The 20,458-nt window shown below is 41.7% G+C and carries 19 protein-coding genes; 15 read left to right on the plus strand and 4 right to left on the minus strand.

Translation table 11 applies throughout. The features are described 5' to 3' along the window. Positions 1–155 precede the first annotated feature (155 nt). From BA70_RS01255 to BA70_RS01265, 3 genes are all read right to left on the minus strand, one after another. A complete protein-coding gene (locus tag BA70_RS01255) occupies positions 156–752 on the minus strand; it encodes a biotin transporter BioY (RefSeq protein ID WP_034317100.1) in 597 nt (198 codons plus the stop codon). 115 nt (positions 753–867) lie between these two features. Then, the gene (gene ald / locus BA70_RS01260) at positions 868–2,004 is read right to left on the minus strand and encodes an alanine dehydrogenase (RefSeq protein ID WP_034317103.1); all 1,137 of its coding nucleotides are present in this window, start codon (positions 2,002–2,004) and stop codon (positions 868–870) included. A gap of 110 nt (positions 2,005–2,114) precedes the next feature. Beyond that, entirely contained in the window at positions 2,115–3,344 is a 1,230-nt protein-coding gene (locus tag BA70_RS01265) for a PucR family transcriptional regulator (protein ID WP_034317105.1), read from the minus strand. Positions 3,345–3,749: 405 nt separating this feature from the next. On the opposite strand from BA70_RS01265, the gene BA70_RS01270 reads away from it, so the two are divergent. The 8 genes from BA70_RS01270 to BA70_RS01305 all read left to right on the plus strand — a co-directional run bounded on the left by BA70_RS01270 (position 3,750) and on the right by BA70_RS01305 (position 15,267). Continuing rightward, the gene (locus tag BA70_RS01270; RefSeq protein ID WP_003213769.1) at positions 3,750–4,043 is read left to right on the plus strand and encodes a WXG100 family type VII secretion target; all 294 of its coding nucleotides are present in this window, start codon (positions 3,750–3,752) and stop codon (positions 4,041–4,043) included. A 95-nt stretch (positions 4,044–4,138) separates the two neighbouring features. Beyond that, the gene (gene yukD, locus BA70_RS01275; RefSeq protein ID WP_034317107.1) at positions 4,139–4,378 is read left to right on the plus strand and encodes an ESX secretion system protein YukD; all 240 of its coding nucleotides are present in this window, start codon (positions 4,139–4,141) and stop codon (positions 4,376–4,378) included. A gap of 14 nt (positions 4,379–4,392) precedes the next feature. Beyond that, positions 4,393–5,706 (plus strand): type VII secretion protein EssB, encoded by a 1,314-nt coding sequence (gene essB, locus BA70_RS01280; protein WP_034317111.1) that lies wholly within the window; start codon positions 4,393–4,395, stop codon positions 5,704–5,706. 51 nt (positions 5,707–5,757) lie between these two features. After that, entirely contained in the window at positions 5,758–10,233 is a 4,476-nt protein-coding gene (gene essC, locus BA70_RS01285) for a type VII secretion protein EssC (protein WP_034317113.1), read from the plus strand. Beyond that, a complete protein-coding gene (esaA, locus tag BA70_RS01290; RefSeq protein ID WP_034317116.1) occupies positions 10,230–13,127 on the plus strand; it encodes a type VII secretion protein EsaA in 2,898 nt (965 codons plus the stop codon). The genes essC and esaA overlap by 4 nt, the downstream gene beginning before the upstream one ends. Before the next feature lie 7 nt (positions 13,128–13,134). Next, positions 13,135–13,602, plus strand: coding sequence for a type VII secretion protein EssA (essA, locus tag BA70_RS01295; protein WP_193352334.1), 468 nt, complete (start codon positions 13,135–13,137; stop codon positions 13,600–13,602). Between the two features lie 75 nt (positions 13,603–13,677). Continuing rightward, positions 13,678–14,445: a (S)-benzoin forming benzil reductase gene (locus BA70_RS01300; RefSeq protein ID WP_051691099.1), complete on the plus strand. Its 768-nt coding sequence runs from the start codon at positions 13,678–13,680 to the stop codon at positions 14,443–14,445. Positions 14,446–14,733: 288 nt separating this feature from the next. Then, positions 14,734–15,267, plus strand: coding sequence for an HD domain-containing protein (locus BA70_RS01305; RefSeq protein ID WP_034317122.1), 534 nt, complete (start codon positions 14,734–14,736; stop codon positions 15,265–15,267). Here BA70_RS01305 and BA70_RS01310 read toward each other — a convergent pair. Further along, positions 15,264–16,748, minus strand: coding sequence for an esterase/lipase family protein (locus BA70_RS01310; RefSeq protein ID WP_034317125.1), 1,485 nt, complete (start codon positions 16,746–16,748; stop codon positions 15,264–15,266). The genes BA70_RS01305 and BA70_RS01310 overlap by 4 nt on opposite strands. A gap of 180 nt (positions 16,749–16,928) precedes the next feature. Here BA70_RS01310 and BA70_RS01315 point away from each other — a divergent pair, with 180 nt between their 5' ends. The 7 genes from BA70_RS01315 to BA70_RS01345 all read left to right on the plus strand — a co-directional run bounded on the left by BA70_RS01315 (position 16,929) and on the right by BA70_RS01345 (position 20,454). After that, on the plus strand, positions 16,929–17,165 hold the full coding sequence (locus BA70_RS01315; RefSeq protein WP_003213721.1) for a YuzF family protein: 237 nt from the start codon (positions 16,929–16,931) through the stop codon (positions 17,163–17,165). A gap of 183 nt (positions 17,166–17,348) precedes the next feature. After that, positions 17,349–18,452: an AI-2E family transporter gene (locus BA70_RS01320; protein ID WP_034317128.1), complete on the plus strand. Its 1,104-nt coding sequence runs from the start codon at positions 17,349–17,351 to the stop codon at positions 18,450–18,452. Between the two features lie 65 nt (positions 18,453–18,517). Continuing rightward, positions 18,518–18,739 (plus strand): spore germination protein, encoded by a 222-nt coding sequence (locus BA70_RS01325; RefSeq protein WP_003213446.1) that lies wholly within the window; start codon positions 18,518–18,520, stop codon positions 18,737–18,739. A gap of 103 nt (positions 18,740–18,842) precedes the next feature. After that, positions 18,843–19,064, plus strand: a complete 222-nt coding sequence (locus BA70_RS01330) for a spore germination protein (protein ID WP_034317131.1) — start codon at positions 18,843–18,845, stop codon at positions 19,062–19,064. A gap of 94 nt (positions 19,065–19,158) precedes the next feature. Further along, positions 19,159–19,407, plus strand: coding sequence for a YueH family protein (locus BA70_RS01335; protein ID WP_034317134.1), 249 nt, complete (start codon positions 19,159–19,161; stop codon positions 19,405–19,407). Between the two features lie 27 nt (positions 19,408–19,434). Beyond that, positions 19,435–19,842, plus strand: a complete 408-nt coding sequence (locus BA70_RS01340) for a YueI family protein (protein ID WP_034317137.1) — start codon at positions 19,435–19,437, stop codon at positions 19,840–19,842. Positions 19,843–19,902: 60 nt separating this feature from the next. Continuing rightward, positions 19,903–20,454, plus strand: coding sequence for a cysteine hydrolase family protein (locus BA70_RS01345; protein WP_034317140.1), 552 nt, complete (start codon positions 19,903–19,905; stop codon positions 20,452–20,454). Positions 20,455–20,458: the final 4 nt, after the last annotated feature.

Raw genomic sequence — 20,458 nt, forward strand, 5'->3', positions numbered from 1 at the left:
GCCTCGAAAGCTGTCTCATAAAAAACCCGTGTCTAAGTTTAGGGGGTCACTTCAAACCAAGACAGGCTCTTTTTCTTTGATTAAATAAATATAAGAAACAAATTCAGCTTTCTACAATCGTACGTTCCTCGATAATGAGGAATCTTTTTTCATATTTATGACGCAGCTTGTTGTTTTCGAAAGGATGTGGCTTTTGAAACAGAGCGATAAATTTTAGGTGCCAGCATCGCAAGTAAAATGGTAAAAGCGTAATCTTTCACCATAAACCAGATCATAAAGAACCACGTGGTTTGATAGGAAATCGGTGCATTCAGCCACACATTTAACGCGAGGTACGTATAAGTCGTCCCGATCACATATATCACGGTCGTTCCAGCAATGGCTGCAAGCAAAAAATGGCCAAAGCCAGGGTGTTTTCTTTTCTCTAAAATGAATCCAGCTAGCCAGGCAGCAGGAATATACGATAATACAAAACCACTGCTTTTGCCTAAAATGACCCCAAAGCCCGCTGAGAACTGTGCGAATACAGGTGCACCAGCAATTCCGACCAAGGTATAGACAATCATAGCCAATGCGCCAAGCCGTCTGCCGAGCAAAAGACCAGCAAGTATACAAAAAAATGGCTGCATTGTGAGTGGAATTCCGCCGACCTGCAAAAACGGCACAATGGATGTGATATTGGCTCCAATAGCCATCAGTGCAGCAAACATTCCGACTAGCACAAAATCAGCGGTTCTTGTTTTCTTTTGCATGATGTTTCCCCCTGTCATATCTGTACAAATAGATTAAGGGGAAGAGGAGTATTTGTCAACCTGTTTTCGTTTCTGGTTAACAATAAAACCCGCCCATCAAAAGGGCGGGTCTGTATTAAGCTTCTGTCATAGAAGAGGCATCGATCGCTTGATGAACAGGCACGTAATCATAGCCGAGATCACGAGCGACAGCTTCATACGTGATATGTCCGTTCATCACATTGACACCTTCTGCAATGGCACTGTTTTCTTGAATGGCTTTTGCAGCGCCTTTATTAGCAATTTGCAGTGCATATGGAACGGTGACATTCGTTAAAGCCACAGTCGATGTCCGTGGAACTGCTCCAGGCATATTGGCGACTGCATAATGTAAAATACCGTGTTTTTCATAAGTAGGCTGATCATGTGTTGTGATATGATCTATTGTTTCGACAATGCCGCCTTGGTCAATCGCTACGTCTACTATGACGGAACCAGGCTTCATTTGCTTCACCATTTCTTCTGTCACAAGCGTCGGTGCTTTGGCACCTGGGATCAGAACGGCACAAATGAGAAGGTCTGCCTCACTGACTGAATCTGCAATGTTGACAGGATTGGACATTAACGTTTTCATTTGATGACCAAACTGATCGTCCAGCTGACGTAATCGTTCCGCGTTTACATCAATGAGTGTCACATCTGCACCAAGTCCGATGGCCATTTTTGCTGCATTTGTTCCAACAACACCACCGCCTATAATGGTGACCTTCCCTCTTGATACCCCTGGCACGCCTGCGAGCAAAATACCTTTCCCGCCTTTTGGCTTTTCTAAAAATTGTGCACCGATTTGAGCGGCCATTCTACCTGCCACTTCAGACATAGGGGTTAACAGGGGAAGTGATTTTCCGTCCGTTACCGTTTCATAAGCAATGGCTGTCACACCTTTTTGTTTCAATGCTTCAGCCAAGGAGGGCTCTGCGGCAAGATGCAGGTACGTAAATAAGATGAGTCCTTCTCTGAAATATGGATATTCCTCAGGTAATGGTTCTTTTACCTTCATAATCATATCAGAAGATGCCCACACATCTTTCGCTTGATCAAGAATCTCTGCACCAACAGATACATAATCGTCATCAGTGAATCCGCTTCCAGAACCAGCGTTTGTTTCAATTAAAATCTGGTGTCCAGCTGAAAGCAATTGAGAAGCTGCTCCTGGTGTTAATGCCACTCGGTTTTCATTGTTCTTAATTTCTTTCGGAATGCCGATGATCATGTTTATTCCTCCTATGCTTATCTATTGATATTGTATGTCTAGTGTATCCTGAAAGTTTAGAAAATTCTTCGGTTGAAATAAAAAATAAAAAAACGCCTCTTTGTGAAATTTCACAAACGGACGTTTTTTAGCTTCATATCAAGATAAATGGTCATTTTCTCATTCATGTTTTTTAAATCAATTTCTGCAATGTCTGTAATCCGCTTTAGTCTGTAATTCAATGTGTTGATATGAATGTTTAATTGCTTTGCGGCGATATTGGCATTGCTGTCACAATCAATAAACCGTTCAAGGGTTTCGACTAGGTTGGAATGATGCCTTAGGTCGTAATCCTCTAGCTTCGATAAAGAGTAACTGGAGTAAGACGAGCCCTTTCGCTTTTCAGCAAGCACATCTAAATATTGATAGATGCCGAGTTCAGAAAAACTGTTTAAACGTTCCGTTTCAACAGGAAAGCGTTCTTTTGTTTTTAATACAGCCAGTGCTTCTTTATAGGATGGCTGAATCTGAGAGATATGATCGTAAATTCCGCCAATGGCCGCCTGAACGTGATGGATATGATAGCGGTCAGACAGCTGCTTTAGCATGCCGCTTGTGAATTGTTTAATATCTTGCAGCGGATGCTCTGTTTTTGGCGAGACAAGAATAATGAATTCGTGAAAATCAACAGTCGTTAATAGTACCTGCACTTGCTGCGTGGTTTCAAGCAGATAGGACAGCTTTTTTTCCGTCTCCTCTGTGAGTTCGTCACGAAGGCGAAAGATGATAATGGCGTACGTGTCTGGACATCTCATGCCAAGTCTCAAAAATAGGTCAAGCATCTCATCCTTTTCATGAATATGGCCTGTGAGCATCTTCCAAAAAAGCTCCTGATTGCGTACTTCTGTTTTCGTTTTTCGAATTTGTAAATTGAGTAATTTGTTTTTAACGGCGTTTGCTGCCATTTTGAGAAGGTCCATTTCTTCTTCTGAAAAAGGCTGCGTGGATTCAATGGCCCAGATAAATCCGAGCACCTCTTTGTCTTTCCATATCGAAATAGCGACCCTGCTAGATAAACCCACTTCTGCAATTTGAGGTACACGAAGCGGTTCATCTGTTTTAAGGAGTGTAGGAATGATGCCGTCCTTCCAAAGCCGATTAATGACTTTTTCCGGTACACGGCGGGAGATAATGGTTGAAGTTCTGGCGGGATCAGTGAAATCATTGTGTGTGCTATATGCCAATAATCGATGATGAGTATCTTCTATAGTAATAGGGCAATTGAGCACATCACTAATTTGGTCTGCCACATCCTCTAAACGATCAAGACTATACTTAAACGGATCTGTCTTTTTTGTCATAAAAACCCCTGCTTTTTCGAATATTTCACGTACTTACATTATGAAGAGAATGAGGTACGTAAATCAATAAAAAAATGCCATAAACTTAAAAAAACAGAAAGCGATAGATCTGAGTGATTTGGTCATAAATGGATACTAAAAAGAAATAGTACAATAATAATGTAGTGAAAAATCAATAGGTGAAAAGATTCATTGGGGCGCGTGCGTACTTATTAAGAATATATGACCAAAAAAATGTTAAATACTAGATAAAAAGCGAAAAAACAGTAATTCCATAGACTCATTTTGTAAAATAAAAACAGATTTGTTTGACTGTGTATCATTTCTGTTTTTATAATAATAACGTCAAAAAATAAGTGGATTAGCCCATTATATGGCGGCTATGCACGGGAGGTAATGAGGAATATGTCAGGAATTATTCGCGTAACCCCAGAAGAACTAAGAGCGACCGCTAAGCAATATGGTGTTGAAAGTCAAGAAGTGTTAAACCAAGTGGATCGTCTAAATAGAATGATCTCTGATTTAAAAGGAATGTGGGAAGGTGCTTCTAGTGAAGCATTTGCTGATCAATACGAACAGCTAAAGCCTTCATTCATCAAAATGTCTGATCTATTAACAGATGTCAGCAATCAGCTTGATCAAACTGCAAATACACTTGAAAGCACTGACCAAGACATCGCAAGCCAAATCCGCGGCTAATCAAAGTGATTTCCTTTCTAAGTGTGAAAAGCAGAAAAAGCGCCGAGTCTGTCAATTGATGCCGGCGCTCTTTCTATTTTGTGAGGTGGAAATTTGTGTATATCGATATTACCATCGACTTAAAAAATTACGATGGCAGTGTGTTTGATTTGAGACTATCAAATTATTTACATATTAAGCAAGTCATCCATATCGCCTGGCAGGCAAAACAAATCTCACTTCCTAAGCGAGAAGGTGGATGGGTACGTGTAGTCAATAAGAAAGCTGTGTTTTCAGGCGAATATAAGCTGTCAGACTGTGGGGTCACCACAGGGGACAGGCTGGAAATACTATGAAAGGACTTTTGTAAATGGCAGATAAAAAGAGTTCCTATTTAGAAGAACAATTAGAAGCAGTCATGAAAAAAGAGGAAGGCACCTACACCTTCATTTTTCAAAGAGAGACAATTAAACTCTTAGACGGTTTAGAAGCGGCACCGATCAAAGACATCAACCCTTCATTTAAAAAAGACATTCAATTAACCGAAGGTGAGGTCATGATCTCAATTGAACCGCCTCCTGCCTATCAGGAATTTCGTTTCATCCATGCAAAGGATGAAAAAAGCAAATGGATTTTTTCATACCAGCTTGTCGATGCAGTTTGCAAACACGACGTGAAGCGGCTGCATCCTATTGTTTCTCCTGAAAACATTGTTTTTCATCAAGGCTTAGCTCCTGCATTTTTGCATTACGGTGTCAAAGAAAGCATCCCGCCATATGAAACCGATGAGCATCGCCTGTTAAAAGAGGTCAAAGCCGTCATTCTTCGAGTGGTTGACCATGAGTATCAGTTTCAGGAATATTTGGCTTATCATGATACGTTGAAATTATCTGAGGTGGCAAAGGAAATCAGTGAAACGCAGTCGCTAGAAGAATTGTCCACCCTTATTCAGCAAAAGATCGAAGCACTTGAAACGAAAGAAAAAACGCTATTAACCATTCCTAAAAAGAAATGGAAGATCGAACGATACATTGGATTGGGGCTACTTGTCCTTTTGATTCCGGCATTGGTATATACCATTTACACCTTCTTTTTCGCGATGCCGAAACAAGAAGCGTATGTCGAGGCAAACAAATATTATCTCAACAAACAGTATAGCCAAGTGGTGGATACGTTAGAAAGATATCCAGCTAATCAAATGCCAGTCTCTCTTCAATATGAACTGGCCATTTCGTATGTGCAAACGAACCAAGGCAGCCTGTTACTTGATCAGCACAAAAAAGAAATCACGGATACGTACACATTGCAGACAGATCCACAATACTTCCTTTTCTGGATTCACATTGGACAAGGCAATAGCAAGGAAGCACTTGATATTGCACGGGTACTTGGGGACGATCGATACATTTTCACTGCACTCGTTGCCTATCGAAATGAAATCCAAAATGATGATCGTCTCTCTGCTGAAGAAAAACAAAAACAGCTAGATCCAATCATTAAGGAAATGGCGAAATATGAAGAAAAAGAAACAACGGAGACAAGCACCAATGACTCTTCAGGCGCAAGCCAAACAGATGAAACAACTGAACAAAAAGAGCAATCAAAAGCCGATCAGGAGAAAAAAGAGAAAGAATCTGATTCGAAAAAGAAATCCTCTCAGACAAAAAAAGATGAGAAAAAATAATTCTTTCGATACAACTGACAGTTGGTGCTGTCCTATGAGGAGGTGGAGCGTTTGAGTCTTCTTTTGGTTTTTTATGAGGAGGATTATCAAACCGTCCGTTTAGATGAGCAGTTCAATCGAGAAGCTGTGATTGGACCTGAAATAGAGCATACCGTGACAATCTCTTCACTTTCATTTGATGAAGGAGCGATTCGTTTATCACCTGATGAATCGAATGATGGTTTTTTCATTTACCAGGGAGAAAAGAAGAAAGGCAAATTACTTCCACATGAGCCATGTGAAATTGGATCACTCACACTCATTTTACTGGATGCACATCATGATCAACACATTTATTACCTAGGAAATAGAGTAGAGGTGTCTTTTTCAAATGAGGAGAAAGATGAGATCGATGTGTGGAAAGAACAAGCTCATGCTATGTTTCGAGATGCTAAGCAATTCACTTTAGAACAAATTGAAGGAACTTGGTATATCCTACCTCAGGAAGAGACGATTTATGTGAACGGAAAGCAAATCCACAGACCAGAAAAGATTCATGCAGGAGATGAGCTATTCTGGAACTTTCTGACGGTTACACTTAAAGAGGATGATTTATTGCAAGTGACAGGATATGAACCATTTCAAACACGTTTAGAAAAAACAAGACCACCAAGCACAGAAACAAAACAAAAATACCCTTTATACAGACGAACACCGCGTTTAATTTATGATCTGCCTGATGATCGGGTGTCATTTAGTTTTCCTTCACAGGAGAGTGAAAATAACGGCAGAGGGCTTTGGCTTGTTGTCCTTCCGCCGCTTGTGATGCTCATTGTCATGGGGGTTGTTGCTCTTGTCCAGCCGCGCGGGATCTTTATTGTTGTATCGATGGCTATGTTTATCATGACGTTAATTACATCGTCCGTTCAATACTTTAAAGAGAAATCACAGCGCAAAAGACGGGAAGAGAAACGGCAGCGAGTATACTCTCTTTACTTAGAAAACAAGCGGAAAGAGCTGCAGGAGCTGTATGACCGCCAGCAATATATTCTGACGTATCATTATCCGTCCTTTGAACAAATGAAGTACTTAACGTCAGAAATTAGCGGACGGATTTGGGAAAAGACGCTTGTCAGTGACGACTTCTTGCAGCTGCGTCTTGGAACGGGCGCAGTTCCATCAAGCTATGAATTATCGGCGAGCGGCGGCGATATGGCCAATCGTGACATTGATGACTTAATGGAACAAACGCAGCACATGCAAAAAGTCTATCGTGAGGTGAAGGGTGTACCGATAACATTCGGTCTTGCTGACGGTCCAACAGGATTAATTGGAAAGCCTGCGATTGTGAAAAATGAGCTTCATCAGCTTGTTGGCCAGCTTGCTTTCTCGCACAGCTATCACGATTTGAGATTTGTTTTTATCTTTAATGAACATGAGTATGAGAATTGGGAATGGATGAAATGGCTTCCGCACTTCCAGCTGCCTCATACATACGGTAAAGGGTTTATTTACAATGAACAAACACGCGACCAGCTTTTGTCCTCAATTTATGAAATTTTACGTGAGCGTGATTTAGAAGAAGAAAAAGAGAAAAAAATCTTTACGCCTCATTTTGTGTTCATTGTGACAAATCATGAACTCATTGCTGAACATGTTATTTTAGAATATTTAGAAGGCAGCCGGACAGACCTCGGCATCTCCATTATCTTTGCCGCAGAAACAAAGGAAAGCTTAGCTGAAAATATTTCAACGCTTGTCCGTTATATTAACGAGGAAGAAGGAGATATTCTCATTCAGCACAAAAAGGCAGTACGGATTCCATTCCGGCTTGATGCACATAAGCGCTCGGACAATGAGCTGTTTGCCAGAACACTGAGAACGTTAGATCATCAAGTCGGAATGACCAACTCGATCCCAGAAACGGTCTCATTCCTTGATTTGTTTCATGCCAAACAGGTAGATGACATTGGCATTCGTGAAAAGTGGCTGACATCTGAAACAGCAAAATCATTATCTGTGCCAATCGGTTATAAAGGAAAAAACGATATTGTCGACCTTAACCTGCATGAAAAAGCACATGGCCCGCACGGCTTGTTAGCTGGAACAACGGGATCAGGGAAAAGTGAATTTTTACAGACGTATATTTTATCCTTGGCTGTACACTTTCACCCGCATGAGGTTGCCTTCCTGCTGATTGATTACAAAGGAGGCGGCATGGCGCAGCCGTTCAGAAATATTCCGCATTTACTTGGCACCATCACAAATATTGAAGGCAGTAAGAACTTTAGTGAAAGAGCGCTTGCCTCGATTAAAAGTGAATTAAAGAAAAGACAGCGGTTGTTTGATCAGTATCATGTGAATCACATCAATGATTATACGAAGCTCTATAAGGAGAAAAAGGCTGAACAGGCGATGCCTCATTTGTTCTTAATCTCTGATGAGTTTGCTGAATTAAAAAGTGAAGAGCCGGATTTTATCAGAGAGCTTGTAAGTGCCGCACGTATTGGCCGAAGCCTTGGTGTCCATCTCATTTTGGCCACACAAAAGCCAGGCGGGGTCATTGACGATCAAATTTGGAGTAACTCCCGCTTTAAGGTCGCACTAAAAGTGCAAGATGCGTCAGACAGTAAGGAAATTTTGAAAAATAGTGATGCCGCGTCGATTACCGTCACTGGCCGGGGATATTTACAAGTAGGGAACAATGAAATCTATGAATTGTTCCAATCGGCTTGGAGCGGTGCACCATATATGGAAGATGGCTACGGATCAGAAGATGACATTGCCATTGTGACAGATACTGGACTCATCCCGTTATCAGGGGTAAGCACAGAGCCGGCAGTGAAAAAAGAAACAGTGACGGAAATTTCTGCTGTTGTGGATGAAATTGAACGTATGCAGCAGGAGCTTGGGATTGAGAAGCTCCCGAGTCCATGGCTTCCACCGCTTGAAGAGCGTATTCCAAAAACACGTTATGCATCGAGTGAAGAGCATGTCTTCCATTTTGCGCTTGTCGATGAGCCAGATCAGCAAAGCCAGCATCCGCTTTCTTATCAAATGATGGAAGACGGGAATATTGGAATCTTCGGCTCCTCTGGCTACGGCAAATCGCTTGCTGCCACGACACTGCTCATGAGCTTTGCGGAGAGATATTCACCTGAAGAATGGCATGCGTATATTTATGACTTCGGAAACGGGACCTTGCTTCCGCTCGCCAAACTGCCGCACACGGCTGATTATTTCTTAATGGATCAAATGAGGAAAATTCAAAAGTCGATGAAGCGTCTGCGTGAAGAGGTTGAATACCGCAAGCGGTTATTCAGACAGCAAGAAATGAGTCATATTAAAATGTACAATGCTTTGAATGAGAAAAAGCTTCCGTTCATTTTTATCGTGATCGACAACTTTGACGTTGTCAAAGACGAAATGCATGATCTCGAATCTGAATTTATCCAGCTGAGCCGTGATGGACAGTCTTTGGGCATTTACTTCTTGATCACAGCGACTCGGGTAAACGCTGTGCGCCAATCACTCATGAACAACCTGAAAACAAAGATTGTTCATTACTTGATGGATCAAGGGGAGGCGTATTCGATTATTGGCAGACCGAAATTCAGCTTAGAGCCGATTCCGGGACGAGTCATTATCAACAAGGAAGAGCTTTATTTTGCGCAAATGTTCTTACCAGTTGAAGGAGAGAACGATCTCGAATTGTTTGAGCATCTGAAACAAGAGATTCAGCTTCTTCATGAGCGCTTTCAAGAGGCTGAAAAACCAAAGCCTGTGCCAATGCTGCCTGATAAGCTGACAGTTTGGGAGCTTGAGAGTCATTTAGAAGAGCAAAAACAGCCTTACGACATTCCAGTAGGATTAGATGAAGAATCCGTGGCACCTGTTTACTTTGATTTGAAAAAGAATAAACACTGCCTCATTATCGGTCAAACGCAGCGAGGGAAAACAAATGTGACAAAACTGATGCTTGAGCAGCTTTTAGAGGCAAAGCCTGAAAAGCTGGCCGTCTTTGATTCAATCGATCGGGGTCTTTCCCATTATGCAAAAGAAGAGAACATCAATTACCTAGAAACAAAGGATGATATCACCGAATGGGCAGAGGAAATGGACCGCTTATTCAAGGTGCGGGAAGAGATATACGTTGAAGCTGTACGACAAGGAGAGACCGATCAGTTGTCATTTCCTCAAGTTGTACTTGTGATCGATGGCATCACACGTTTTCAGCAGACGATCGATCCGCGCTTGCAAGATCAATTGGCTGATTTCATGAAGTCATATGCACACCTAGGCTTTAGCCTGATTGCATCAGGGAATCATACCGAATTCAGTAAGGGCTATGATGCATTGACTAATGAAATCAAACAAGTTCGTCATGCCATGTTACTCATGAAAAAATCAGAGCAAAACATCATACCGCTTCCGTATGCAAGACAAGAACCAGACATTCAGCCAGGCTTCGGGTATTTGGTTGAAAACGGGAAAGAGAAGAAAATCCAGGTTCCTTTATGTGCGGTAGAAAGGAAGAGTGTTCAATGACAGAGCAGCAAAAAAGCTCCATCAAAATCGTATCCACTATGATATTGATTCTTGTTTTGCCGGTTTTATTTTTCCATCTCATTGGGGATGATCCGGCAAAACAGAAGAAGAATGCCACACGTAATATTGCTGTGGTCAATGAGGATATGGGAGCGAGCGAAAGTGAAAACACCGCTCGTTTCGGGCAGGATGTGGTTGCAGCATTATCAGAGCGTCCCGATTATACATGGACCGTAGTCAATCGGAGTGCGGCGGAAAATGGACTGAAAAACAGGAAGTACGACGCTGTCCTCTATATTCCGTCTGATTTCTCCAAAAATGTGCTGAGCTATGATAAAGACCATCCTGAAAAGGCATCCATTCAATTTTCGATTCAAGATCAGCTCAATGCAGTCAATAAAGAAAAAGTGCAAAGAGAGCTGGAAAATGCGCAAAAGAAAATGAATGAACAGATGTCGACGTTATACTGGAGTTTTGTATCACAGGAAATCGGCAATGTCAGAGAAGAGTTTGAGCATATTGTCGGGAAAGAAGTCGAATTCCAAAACACGATGTATAACTTCTATAAGCCAAACTCGAACAAACTATCTGATGCCGTCCAGCAGCAGAAGAAACAAATAGAAGAATTAAAAAATGCGATGACCGATTCACAAAAACAGTATAAAGACGGTTTGAGTACAACAGAAGAAGCGAAGAGCCAGCTAAAGGACTTTGTGAAAGTAGTGGACCAATATCAGCAGTATCAAGACAAACAAAAGGATCTCTTGATCAAAGCGCAATCCGCAAGCAAAAAACAAATCCAGCAGGGGCTTAAGCAGCTCGCTGACATTCAAAACCAAAATGCCCGCAGCTTTAATGATCAAATGGGCGGACTAAAAACAGACATGAATGGGGTACAAAGCCAGCTGAAAACAACTGACAGCGCCATTCAATCTGTTCAAAAGTCAAGAGAGGACGCCATTCCTAAGCAAGCAACGGGATTAACGGATCTTGTGATGGCGTCTCAGAAGGAACTGATTAAAAACTATGAAGATCGTTACTTAGAAGACTATCGAAATAAGATATCAGCCTTACAGACGAAGCTATTGGCAAAACGGCAAGAGTTGATGGATGAGCCTGAGCCTCCAGTTGACTCTGATGATGACGGGCAATCAGATCAAGATAATGAAAACCCAGAAGAGATTGGGATTAACCTAGATGAAGAAACAAATGAGCTCTCGCAAATTTCAACAGAAATGGACGATCTTGCAGATCAATTAGGAGAACAGGAGACGCCGCCTTCTACTGAAGATGACAAAGAAGGTGAAGGCGATGAAAATCCTGCTCAGCCAGATACCGGCAGCACGAATTCATCTCAGGATGACCTTAAAGCGCTCTCGACTCGTTTAGAAGAAGTGAAAAAGAAGATTCAAGAAAAAGCTACCGCTCATAATGACCAATTGAAGGACAAAGTGAGTCAGATGAGTAAAGAGCTTGAGAGCCTTACGAAAAAAGTAGAAAAGCTTGAAAAGATGTTCCTATGGTTACAAGATCGATATAATGTGATTCCAAATGAAATCAAAAATCAGGAATCCTCTATTTTAAGCAAAGTAAAAGAGCTGAAGCGCAGAAACTCTCCGATTGGTGAAGCCTTTAAGGATAACCTTTTTGAGAAAAAGTTTGAAACAAATTCAACAAAAACTAAAAAATTAATGGAGTATTCCAATCAACTCGCCCAGTTAGAGATGATGATGGTTAATGTCTATCAACCATCTAATAACTCTTCTTTACTAGACACAAAAGGAGATGAAATCAAGTCCATCCTCTCCATCAAAAAAGAAGAAACAGAAAACTGGGACACGCTCAAAAATCAAATGCTGACGTCAAACGATGATGTGTCTACTTTTATTGATGAGATGCAGAAATTTTCAGATGGCTATGCAGAATATATTTCGACGCAGCAGGCAAGTATGGAACAGGAATTAAATACGATTTCTGAAAGTGCGGACAATGTGGCTGAGCAAATGGCTGATCAAGGAGATGCGGTGTATACGGCAGACCTTGCAGGCAGTTCCATTGTCGTTAGTGCGCAGGATTCAATCGGTCAGGAAGTGCTTCGTCTTTCTGAAAATATGAGTTCGTTAACCGACCGCCAAAAAGGGGTGGCGGATTATACGAATAACATTGAAGAGAGTGTGACAACGGTTCAAGAAAAAGCAGATACGCTGAATGAAAACTGGAGCAAGAATGTAGATTCAACGAAACTTGTTCAGCATGATTTAAATGGTATTTTAGGAAACACATTAAGCGATCAAGGCAATAGCAACTATGTGTATAACCACTTAGCCAACCCGCTGAAAATTAGCGGGGATGTGCCGGAAGAAAAAACGCAGACTGTACCACCAGTGGTCATTTTGATCATTGTGATGATGAGCAGTTTATTGATTGGCTTTTTTAGCTCGTATTATGCGGCGGCCCCGATGCTGGTCAAAGGTGCACTGTTTGGCATTTTGAATCTTTTAGTTGGGCTCATGATCAGCTTGTTTGGACTTAACATCTACAAACTCGCAGATGATCAAGCCATTCAATGGTCGATTTTCACGATTTTGCTGTTGGTGACTTGTTCAGCCTTTATTCGCACGGCTTTCCTTTTCGGATCTATTGCCGGATGGATGGCAGCAACGGCGCTTATTTTCTTCTTTGTCGCTCCGTTAATTGATTTGGTGATGCCGAATTTCCACTTTACAAATCCGGTGACAGACGTGTATATGTCGATCCAATACGGGAATGGGGACAATTTTGGAATGGGTATCACAGGGTTAGTGATTTTAACGGTCCTCTTAATGGTTATACCACTTGTGACAAAGCTATGGAAAGATAAGACAGAGGAACGTGATGTGACACATGAGGCTTAATCTGATCATGAAAGGGATGGCACTTTGTGTCATATCCCTTTTTTTCCTCATTCCTGCTGCTTTCGCTGCTGGTGAAGATACGGATACAAACGTCAAGCCGAATGAATATCATGAAAAGGAACTCAATATTAACTCGAGTATATTGAGGGATCAAACGAAATACGAACAAAGTAAAACAACGACAAAAGTCAAAACAGACATTCATTTTGCTGAACCGCCTAAAACTTCGGGTGGGCATCTTTCTCCACAGCTATTCAGTGATCTGAAAGAGAACCCGCCTAAAACACCAGCTCGTATGATGAAAGAGATGAACATCTCTTTTAGCGATTCGGCTGTATCAGCACCTTCTGTCGACGATCATGAGAAGCAGACATCGACGCTGCTTCCTATCATTTTTGGTTTCTTGATTGCCTCTGGCATCGTCGTGATGATCATCCTGATTCCAAAGGTGAATGTAAAAGCTGAAAAAAAATAGCCTGTCTCTTTTAAAAGGGGCAGGCTTTTCTATATGCAGATTACTTGATGTCAAGCCGATTCACTACGTAAAATAGTGTTATCAAGGGAGGAGATTGTCATTCGAATTTCAATCGTTACAGGAGGATCAAAAGGATTTGGCCTAGCACTTGTGAACCGGCTGCTTTCACGTGGGGATCATGTGTATACTGCGGCAAGAAGTGCAGCACCAATATCCGATCCAAAGCTCACACATACACAGGTTGACCTGACAGATGAAGTAGCAGCTGCCGCATGGCTTCAAGATATTCTGTCCCCGCAAACACTCGCAGACGCTGATGACATCTTATTCGTCAATAATGCTGGAATGGTGACCCCTATCAAACGCGTTGGGCAAGGCGGACAGGAAACGCTTCATCAGCATTATACGTTGAACCTTGTCATTCCTGTTTTGCTTAGTCATGTATTTGCTGAACAGACTCAATCATTCAAAGGGAAGAAAACAATCGTTCATCTTTCTTCTGGAGCGGCTAAAAGCCCATACAAAGGATGGAGTGCGTATTGCAGCTCAAAGGCGGGACTCGATATGTTTATGAGGACTTTACATGAGGAACAGCAAAACGAGGCGCATCCTATTAACACGTTTTCCTTTTCACCTGGGACGATTGATACAGATATGCAGGGAGAGATTCGGAAGTCATCAAAACAGGACTTCGAACAAATTGAACGTTTTCAGCAATTATATGAAACAGGCACACTGAAGAGTCCAGATGAAGTCGCAAGTATTTTGCTCGACCTTTTAGCGGATGATCCAGTTGGCGGATGTGTATACGATGCACGTGAATATGTGAAAAAGCAGTCATAACGACTGCTCAGCGTGAAGACAAACCCTCGCATTCAGTGTCCGTTCTTCGTGATTGTGATTAATATTTTATTATTATACTCGAAGACAAAGAGCTAAAATAAAGTTCATTTTAGCCCTTTGTCAACAATTTTGAAGCAGTCATAACGACTGCTTTTTTCTTATGGTACAAGCAAGAATGGCTGATTTGGCATAAGCTAATCTTGAGACTCACAGGAAATATGACAGAACATTTGAGTTTCTTTTCAGAATATGTTAGGATGCTAAAAATATAGATAAGGAGGGGTCTCCATGAGAAAGGTTACATTAATGGATGTTTATACCCATCCAGTCGCTCAAAAGTATTTAAATCGTTCAGGAAAAGCCCATGCAATTGCCTGTGCTTATCACGCATTCAAGCTGGCGATGCAGGCAGGAATTAACCCAGATCTTGCTGTGAAAGCAGCGCTCTTGCATGACATCGGTCACTATGAATGGTATACTGCCGGCGGAGAATGGGATTACGAGACATATAGACGCAATGATATTCATGCCATTAAAGGAGCAGAACGGGCTCACAAACTGCTCATACGGCTCGGAGAGGAACCAAAAGCAGCCAAAGATATTGCGCTGGCGATTCTGCTTCACACGGATTCTTATTTGCCAGAGGGCGACCTGCATAAGGACACACTCCAGCAAATTGTGAAGAAAGCAGATGAAATGGATGAAGAGCCTGGTGGACAGCATCACTACCGCCAAATAGATGAATCACTTGCACTTAAAAAAATGGCTGATTTGGATCAGAAGGTGCAGCAGGCACTTCAGCCCATGAAACGCTCTGTTTAGTATGGGATGTCTCCATGAATATTTCCATGCTGATCCACATACAATGTGCGAATAACGGTACGGTTAAACGCAGATGTTCCTGAAGTCGTGAGTCCCGTGTAATGTACCGTGACGGAATAAGCACCTTCTTTTTTCAATTGAACGGCTGATGAAGAGCTCGTTTTAAGTGGATGATCCTTTTGTGCATCCTTAAAGTAAACGGTCTCTACTGTTTTGCTTAACCGTTTGATCAGACGGCTCGAATGTGTTGATGCATCCCCTGATTTCGCTGCAACAATTTTGATTTCGTCATTTAATGGTGAATCAAAGGATACAAGCAGCAAATAAGGAGTCTTTTTTCCTGAATTCGATCGAATCGTCCATTCTCCAGGAACGGGTTTATTGATCTGCACATGGTGTGAATATGCGCCTTCATATGGGAAAGATGCTTCCGATGTCTTAAGGTTTGTTAAGACGTCTCCATTTGGGGCGACGATTTCCGGCTGTGCTTCCTCTCTTTCATTTAACCACTGAATCGATAAGCCATTCGTTCCTTCCTCTACATAGAATGCTTCTGTTTTATCCTTTTCACTTTCGCCACCTTTTACGTAAACATCTGTATTCAGCTCAGCAGAGATTGACTCTTGTTTCGGGTTATCATCATTTTCAGCGCTTGCGGTGCTTGCCAGCAGCTGATGTTGGAACACTGGGAACATGCTTGTGCCGTTTTTGATCGAATAGTGATCCCATTTTCCCGTTAGGATATTGTTTGCGTATGATAGCCTTGTGCTGCTTACCGTGACAGCGCCATCGTTTGCACCAAAGCTTTTTAAATACATGCCGCCTAAATAAAGCACACTGCCAAATGTTCCCCATTCCGAACCAGAATAGGTGACATATTTATTGGGAAACGTCTCTAATCGGTCAGTTTCACTTCGAAAAGCCGCCATAAGACCCGTTTGCAGAGAATAGAGCGCGTCGCTTTTTTGTCCAAGTATTTGCGCAAGCCAGCTCCCGCCCTTGCTATACGCTAAATCGGCAAGCGGCGTCCCGTAATGAGGGGACCCGAGTGTGATGACCTTATCAACATATGGATGGGCATTGTAATACACAAGTGCTGACTGTGTATCTATTCCGCCTTTACTATGACCGATCACAATGAGTTTTCTTCCGAAAAAATCATAGATTTCTTTTAGCTTTTCTGCTAATAGTTTGCCATTCTTTTTCATGTCCTGATCTGGATGCAAATCTATGAATGCGCTCTCGTATCCGTTCAGAACAGCCTGTTTTGCCATATCGTTTCGATCGAACCAAGTGGAGGAAGAGCTATTAATACCATGAACAAAGACAAGAGGGGGTTTTGACTCTTCTTTTTGAACTGGCTCTTCTCCTTTAAACCACTTTCCTGGTGTACCAGGGTCATCTCCAATTGTGCCTGCATACGCATAACTTGCAGAGGATAGAAAGAGCATGACAGCAACGATACAGATTAATTTTTTCAAAATAATTCACCTCTTCAAATGATTGAAATTGTTGGCAGCACCAATCTATTATACTTCTAAAAAATGTAAAAAAATATAATTTGTAAAAATATGGTATTAATGTTGTAGTTTTGCTGAGTGACACTCATATGGGTCATTGCATACGCTGTAGGTAAATACACAAGTAAAGGGGCAGGTAGGATGGCACAACAAGGAAGTCCACAGCTTGTTTCATTAGTTGATCCATATGTTTATCAAACATTGCAGAAAGTGGTCGGTATGAGATTGATTGTTCAAACAGTAAAAGATACTGTGCGTGGAAAATTGAAGGAAGTCATGCCGGATCATATTGTGATTGAGGCGGGGGCAAAATCAGTTTTTTATGTGCGAATCCAGCAAATCGTGTCGGTGATGCCTGATCACAGTGAAAGAGTGTAACAAGCAGATGCATAGGTGTCTGCTTTTTTCATGCTTACAGAATGTATATCTGCAAATAGTGCATGATATACCAATTGTTCTTTTTTTTTCATGAAATGTGGTTCTAAAACAAGAAGCAGTTGACAGAAGGTGGGTTGAATAGTAGTTTTTTAATAAGATCAATATGTAACAGGAGGAGCATCTTTGTTAAAATCTAAAGTTCATTTTTGGACATTCCAAATACTACTTGTTTTACTCATTGTGTATGTATCAACAAAGGTTTCGTTTTTATTTCAGCCGATTATTTTATTTGCGTCAACACTGTTTGTCCCTATCTTGCTGGCAGGTATTCTCTTTTTCATTTTTAATCCAATTGTGCGATTCTTGTCCAAGAAGATTCCTAGGTCACTCGCCATCCTGATCATTTATCTCCTGTTCATCGGACTCATCACATTCATCGTCAATGCTGCCGGACCTGTCATTGTCACGCAGTTAGGCGGACTTGTCAAAAGCTTCCCTGGATATGTGACGGATATGCAGAAATTTATCAACGACTTCTCACACTCTAAAACATTTACTTGGATGATGAACCAAGATTATGTGTCTGTCTCAAAGTTTGAACAGACGATCGTTTCGACATTAAAAGATTTACCGGAAAATATTGCTTCAAGCATGTCTGCGGTGTTTGGCGTGATTGCAAATATCGCCCTTGCCGTGATCACGGTTCCATTTATTTTATTTTACATGCTGAAAGACGGACATAAGTTTCCGGACAAGCTCGTTCAATTTTTGCCAATGCCTTATCGCAAGGAAGGGCTGAAAATCTTCAAAGAATTAAACGACACGCTTGCTGCTTACATACAGGGGCAAATTGTTGTTTGTTTATTTGTCGGAGTTGCTTGTTTTATCGGTTACTTATTAATTGGTGTGAAATATGCGCTCATTCTCGGCATTATCATTGCGGTCACAAACGTGATTCCCTACCTTGGGCCATATCTTGGCGCGGCACCAGCTGTGCTCATTGCCTTTCTTGATTCGCCTGGAAAAGCGGTTGTAACAGTAATTGTTATTCTTGTCGTCCAGCAAGTCGATGGAAACGTCATTTCTCCATTGATCATTGGGAAACGTCTTAACACACATCCATTGACCATTATCCTGCTATTAATTGGGGCAGGAAGCTTTGGCGGAATACTAGGCATGATCTTTGCGGTCCCTGTCTATGCGCTGCTCAAAGCGATCACACTGAATATTGTGAGATTGGTTCAGCTGCGCCAGCGTTCTCGAAAAGAACAGCATTTAAACGTATAGGACAGATGCACAAATTTCCCCTTTTTGCATAAGATGATTTACATAAGCAGATAGGGGGGATTCTGATGCCTGCAATCGTTGGACCTATTCATATCGAGTCATTAGGAGGAAACGGTGCGGCTACTTTCGGTGATGTTCTGGCCATTGCCCCTTTGGCCGTAGACCACTCTACTGGCGGGGCGGGAGCCTTTAACTCAGGCGATTATATGTCCCTCACAAGTGATCCAAATGCCACCATGCTGTGGGACTTCACACTGTTCGGCCAGCCTCAATCATTTAATGCATAGAAGACAGCTGATGATAAGACGTATCAGCTGTCTTTTTTTATGTTGGATATACACGTATTTATGCGCTGGGCATATGATGAGGGTAAGTAAAGGTGGTGGAAAGATGCCAGCGATTGTTGGACCTATTCATATTGACCGTGTCATTGGAAACGGTTCTGCACATTTCGGTGATGTTTTTGCAATTTCTCCAAAAAGTGTCGATCACTCCGCCGGTGGTTCAGGCACTTATAATGCAGGAGATTTTGTCCAATTTTTCAACAGTCCAAACGTCACATTTGTTTGGGATTCAAACCTCATCAGCCAGCAAAAGAGCTTTAATGCGTAGACAGCTTTGAAAGGGATCCCTTTTCAGAAGTTGTCTTTTTTTATGGTACAATGGATATGGATGTAAGAAGAAAAAGAGGTGTGAAAAGAGTCAAATGAAAATAAGAAAAGCGCACATCACAAGCGGGCCACCAAAGACCTACAATGTATATTTACATGAAAATAAAAAAGAATATAAAACGCTTGTCGCCGTACCTGATATTGAATGGAGTATTTCCATTGCGTATGAGGACGAAAAAGCGCAGCTTGAACAATCACTTGAACAATCCTTAATGGAAAGAGTAGAAACAGACGAAGCCCGTGAGCTCGCACTAAAGATTGTGCACTGGGTCACAGAAATGTAAATTCAGAAACCAGGAGTGAACACAGCGATGAAAGAAGAATCCGTAGACTTTTATTTGCAGCAAGGGATATTTGGACATGCTGAAACAAAGCCCGATGAACGAAGAATGTTTCTCGGTTCATTAAGGGAACGAGCGCTTCTCGTCCTGACAAAGGGACAGGTATCAAGAAATAAACCGTATCAAGAGGTAGAACAAGTATTAAAGGCCAATCGGCAAGCCACTGTTCTTTTAAATGGTGAATTGTCTTATGCTTCTTATTCTCAATATGTCAAAATGGCAAATGTCAATGGATGCTCTTTTAAAGTGGTGAATCATCACGAAGCACACTCGCCTTTTGGTCTTGTCATAGAGGCGCCAAGTGCGATCAATCAAGAGCACATCTATATAGAAGATGAGCTGTTTCAAAACGCTTTTTCTCGTGAATCTGTTGAATAGGTTTCCCTAGTGAAATGAATAGGCTATAATGATTCAAAAGAGCATATGGGAGAGATGCGGATGGGCAAAGCATTGATTTGTATTGATTATACAGTTGATTTTGTTGCAGACGATGGAAAACTGACATGCGGAAAGCCTGGGCAGGCGATTGAACCTAAGATCACAGAGATCACTTCTTCGTTTATTGATGAAGGACACTTTGTCGTCTTTGCGGTCGATCATCATGAAGAAGAGGACCCTTATCATCCAGAGACAAAGTTATTTCCGCCCCATAATATTCGCGGGACAGAGGGAATTGAACTTTATGGAAAACTAAGTTCACTATTTCACACGTCAAAACATTTAAAACATGTCTACTATATGGAAAAAACAAGATACTCTGCTTTTGCAGGCACACAATTAGAAATGAAACTGCGCGAGCGTGGCATCACTGAACTTCATTTAGCCGGAGTGTGTACCGATATTTGTGTACTTCATACAGCTGTTGATGCGTACAATAAAGGCTTTGAGCTTGTGATCCACCAGAATGCCGTGGCAAGTTTTAATGAAGCGGGGCACGAGTGGGCACTTTCTCACTTTGAGCAGACGCTTGGTGCGAAAGTGGTTAAGTAAGGGA

This window comes from Bacillus zhangzhouensis (genome assembly GCF_000715205.1).
In the GTDB taxonomy this organism is placed as follows: Bacteria; Bacillota; Bacilli; order Bacillales; family Bacillaceae; genus Bacillus; species Bacillus zhangzhouensis.

Coding starts and splice junctions, on each gene's coding strand:
- BA70_RS01255 (WP_034317100.1), bottom strand. CDS start 752: ATGCAAAAGAAAACAAGAACCGCTGATTTTGTGCTAGTCGGAATGTTT.
- BA70_RS01335 (WP_034317134.1), top strand. CDS start 19,159: ATGAAAATAAGAAAAGCGCACATCACAAGCGGGCCACCAAAGACCTAC.
- ald (WP_034317103.1), bottom strand. CDS start 2,004: ATGATCATCGGCATTCCGAAAGAAATTAAGAACAATGAAAACCGAGTG.
- BA70_RS01330 (WP_034317131.1), top strand. CDS start 18,843: ATGCCAGCGATTGTTGGACCTATTCATATTGACCGTGTCATTGGAAAC.
- BA70_RS01305 (WP_034317122.1), top strand. CDS start 14,734: ATGAGAAAGGTTACATTAATGGATGTTTATACCCATCCAGTCGCTCAA.
- BA70_RS01325 (WP_003213446.1), top strand. CDS start 18,518: ATGCCTGCAATCGTTGGACCTATTCATATCGAGTCATTAGGAGGAAAC.
- BA70_RS01315 (WP_003213721.1), top strand. CDS start 16,929: ATGGCACAACAAGGAAGTCCACAGCTTGTTTCATTAGTTGATCCATAT.
- BA70_RS01265 (WP_034317105.1), bottom strand. CDS start 3,344: ATGACAAAAAAGACAGATCCGTTTAAGTATAGTCTTGATCGTTTAGAG.
- essB (WP_034317111.1), top strand. CDS start 4,393: ATGGCAGATAAAAAGAGTTCCTATTTAGAAGAACAATTAGAAGCAGTC.
- BA70_RS01340 (WP_034317137.1), top strand. CDS start 19,435: ATGAAAGAAGAATCCGTAGACTTTTATTTGCAGCAAGGGATATTTGGA.
- BA70_RS01345 (WP_034317140.1), top strand. CDS start 19,903: ATGGGCAAAGCATTGATTTGTATTGATTATACAGTTGATTTTGTTGCA.
- esaA (WP_034317116.1), top strand. CDS start 10,230: ATGACAGAGCAGCAAAAAAGCTCCATCAAAATCGTATCCACTATGATA.
- BA70_RS01270 (WP_003213769.1), top strand. CDS start 3,750: ATGTCAGGAATTATTCGCGTAACCCCAGAAGAACTAAGAGCGACCGCT.
- essA (WP_193352334.1), top strand. CDS start 13,135: ATGAAAGGGATGGCACTTTGTGTCATATCCCTTTTTTTCCTCATTCCT.